The organism is Bacillus sp. JJ1764, assembly GCF_036962145.1.
Taxonomy (GTDB): Bacteria; Bacillota; Bacilli; order Bacillales; family Cytobacillaceae; genus Neobacillus.
In genome coordinates this window covers 5,536-8,137 of record NZ_JBALNY010000081.1, presented here as the reverse complement: position 1 = coordinate 8,137, position 2,602 = coordinate 5,536, and the positions used below count along the sequence as shown (strand labels likewise).

Below are 2,602 nucleotides of genomic sequence, written 5' to 3'. Positions count from 1 at the left end.
TTAAATCTTGATGATTGTCATGGTGAAATGTTACTCTCTAATTATGAAGATTCCGCTCGGATTGGCAGCAGGATGGTGTTGCGTCCATATGAGTCGGTCGTTTATTTGCTAAAATAATAACTGGAGATGCCATTTATGACAAACAAATATCTAACAATTTATAATCACATTGTTGAGCAAATCAAGAATGGAGAAATACCGCCACAGACGCTTCTCCCTTCAGAGAATGAATTATCCGAACAATTCAGTACATCAAGGGAAACGATACGAAAAGCACTGAATTTGCTCTCCCAAAATGGTTATATTCAAAAAGTTAGAGGCAAAGGCTCCATTGTCATTGATGTGTCTAAATTTGATTTTCCGGTATCCGGCCTCGTCAGCTTTAAAGAACTGGCCAATAAAATGGGCAGAAAACCGGTAACAATCGTGAATCAACTTGAGTTAATAAAGCCTGACTCCTATATTCGAAATGAACTGCAGCTTTCCGGGAAAGATCAAGTCTGGAAAGTAATTCGTACTAGGGAAATGGGGGGCGAAAAAATCATTTTAGATAAAGATTATATTAACAAAAGATATGTCCCTTTCCTTTCAGAAGAAATCTGTGCCAATTCAATCTATGAATATCTCGAAAATGAATTGAACCTGACCATTAGTTTTGCAAAAAAGGAAATCGTTGTTGTAGAGCCTACCTCAGAGGATCGGGCCCTGCTAGATTTGGAAGGGTTTCATAATATTGTAGTGATTAAAAACCATGTTTACTTAGACGATGCCAGTTTATTTCAATATACTGAATCAAGGCACCGCCCAGATAAATTTCGCTTTGTTGATTTTGCAAGACGGTCCAAATAGAGGAATCCAATTATGGATTCCTCCTTCTTTTTATTTCACTATATTAAAATAGCTTTTTAAGAATAATTCAAATTGGTTTGCTTGGATATTTTCTTTAAGTTCTTTGCCATCAATCCTATTTGTAAAAGAAGAATCAGTTAAAATCATGTTCCCTTTTTCAGTTATTCTTGTCACAAGGTAGTTTTTATTAAATGGAGATTGATCACTTTCCACAATAATTTGCTGGACCCTTGATAATTCATTAAGATCCTTGACTGGACGAGTTGTATCAAGGGTATAGCCCGTAACCCAATCCTGATGTTTGTGTCTAAGTTTCATCTCAAGTACATAATTCCCATATTCAGTCCTTTCCTCTTTTATTCTGAATTCTCCGTTACGAGAGGAAACGCACTCTCCCGTTAACGGCACAGGAACTAGAGGTAGATTCCCTCCAAAGCCTGTGTCAACCGCATACTTATTTCCTTTATATGTCAATATGTTAATGACATGTGTCCGGCCGGTTGGGCTCCACGTCAGCCGTTCAGCATTATAGGTAGACCCTAGAACAAGGGTAACTTCAAAACCATTTTCCATTAAAAACTGGTACAGAATCGTATTTAATTCATAGCAAAGCCCCCCTTGGTTTCTTATTAATATTTTTTCAGCCACATTGTTTAAAGTCAGGGGGTGTATTTCATTTCGAATAATTGATAAATTCTCAAAGGGTATAGCAAGCGCTGTTTTCTCTAATATCACCGGCAAAGTTTCAAAGGTAATGGTTTCATCTGTTGGGAAGCCAATTCGGGAGCGGAACTGTTTATTAATTTGCACTAATCTATTTCCTCCGTCCTATTTAAGTTTGTTACAATATATTTAATCAAATCATGAGGTGATGTCAATGTGCGGCCGTTTTACTCTGACAGCAAGCATCGAACAAATAATCGACCGTTTTGAGATTCAGGCATTTCTTGATGAAGAAAATTTTGAACCAAGCTATAATATCGCCCCTTCCCAATCCGTGTTGGCTGTCATAAATGATGGCAGGAAAAACCGTATGGGATACCTAAGATGGGGACTAATTCCGCCATGGGCAAAGGATCTATCTATTGGCAGTAAAATGATTAATGCCCGGGCAGAAACGTTAATGGAGAAACCAAGCTTCCGCAACGCATTTCAAAGAAAACGCTGCTTAATCATAGCTGACAGTTTTTATGAATGGAAACGGAATGATGACAAATCGAAAACGCCAATGCGCATTCAACTGAAATCCAATGAATTATTTGGTATGGCTGGGATTTGGGAGCAGTGGAAGTCTCACGATGGACAAGCTATTTTTTCCTGTTCGGTGATCACCACAGTTCCGAACGAATTAATGAATTCGATCCATGACCGGATGCCCGTCATTTTTAAACCTGAAGATGAGAATAAATGGTTGGACCCCGCCATTAAAGACCCAAATACGTTACATCCCATTCTGGTTCCTCTCGATCAGACGTTAATGGAGGCATATGAAGTATCCTCCTTGGTGAACTCACCGAAAAATAACTCAATAGAGCTCATTCAAAAAATATGCTAACACACATTTTTTTAAAACTGGACAAGAATACTACATGCCAGTCCATCTTGTTACATATACTTTACTAACCCATTAAGTTTTTCCTTCTTTTTGTGGAGTGGCGAATGCCGCTCCTTTTTTTTTGGGTATGATTCCCTCAAATGGCGAATATATTTTAAAAATTAGTTTCGCGATTGATTGAAAGGAGTCACAAAATGT

The 2,602-nt window shown here is 38.0% G+C and carries 4 protein-coding genes; 3 read left to right on the top strand and 1 reads right to left on the bottom strand.

The annotated features are described in order from the left end of the window. Both V7083_RS23805 and treR read left to right on the top strand, forming a co-directional pair. Positions 1–117, top strand: a 117-nt coding sequence (locus V7083_RS23805) for a hypothetical protein (RefSeq protein ID WP_438823723.1), incomplete at its 5' end; no start/stop codon positions are given. A gap of 18 nt (positions 118–135) precedes the next feature. Beyond that, a complete protein-coding gene (treR, locus tag V7083_RS12725; protein ID WP_335478252.1) occupies positions 136–849 on the top strand; it encodes a trehalose operon repressor in 714 nt (237 codons plus the stop codon). Between the two features lie 30 nt (positions 850–879). On the opposite strand, the gene V7083_RS12720 is transcribed toward treR, so the two are convergent. Next, a complete protein-coding gene (locus V7083_RS12720) occupies positions 880–1,659 on the bottom strand; it encodes an arylamine N-acetyltransferase family protein (protein ID WP_335478250.1) in 780 nt (259 codons plus the stop codon). Positions 1,660–1,726: 67 nt separating this feature from the next. On the opposite strand from V7083_RS12720, the gene V7083_RS12715 reads away from it, so the two are divergent. Further along, entirely contained in the window at positions 1,727–2,404 is a 678-nt protein-coding gene (locus V7083_RS12715; protein WP_335478248.1) for an SOS response-associated peptidase, read from the top strand. Positions 2,405–2,602: the final 198 nt, after the last annotated feature.

Bases quoted from the DNA above. Each gene is read 5' to 3' on its own strand.
- treR (WP_335478252.1), top strand. From the start codon at position 136: ATGACAAACAAATATCTAACAATTTATAATCACATTGTTGAGCAAATC.
- V7083_RS12715 (WP_335478248.1), top strand. From the start codon at position 1,727: ATGTGCGGCCGTTTTACTCTGACAGCAAGCATCGAACAAATAATCGAC.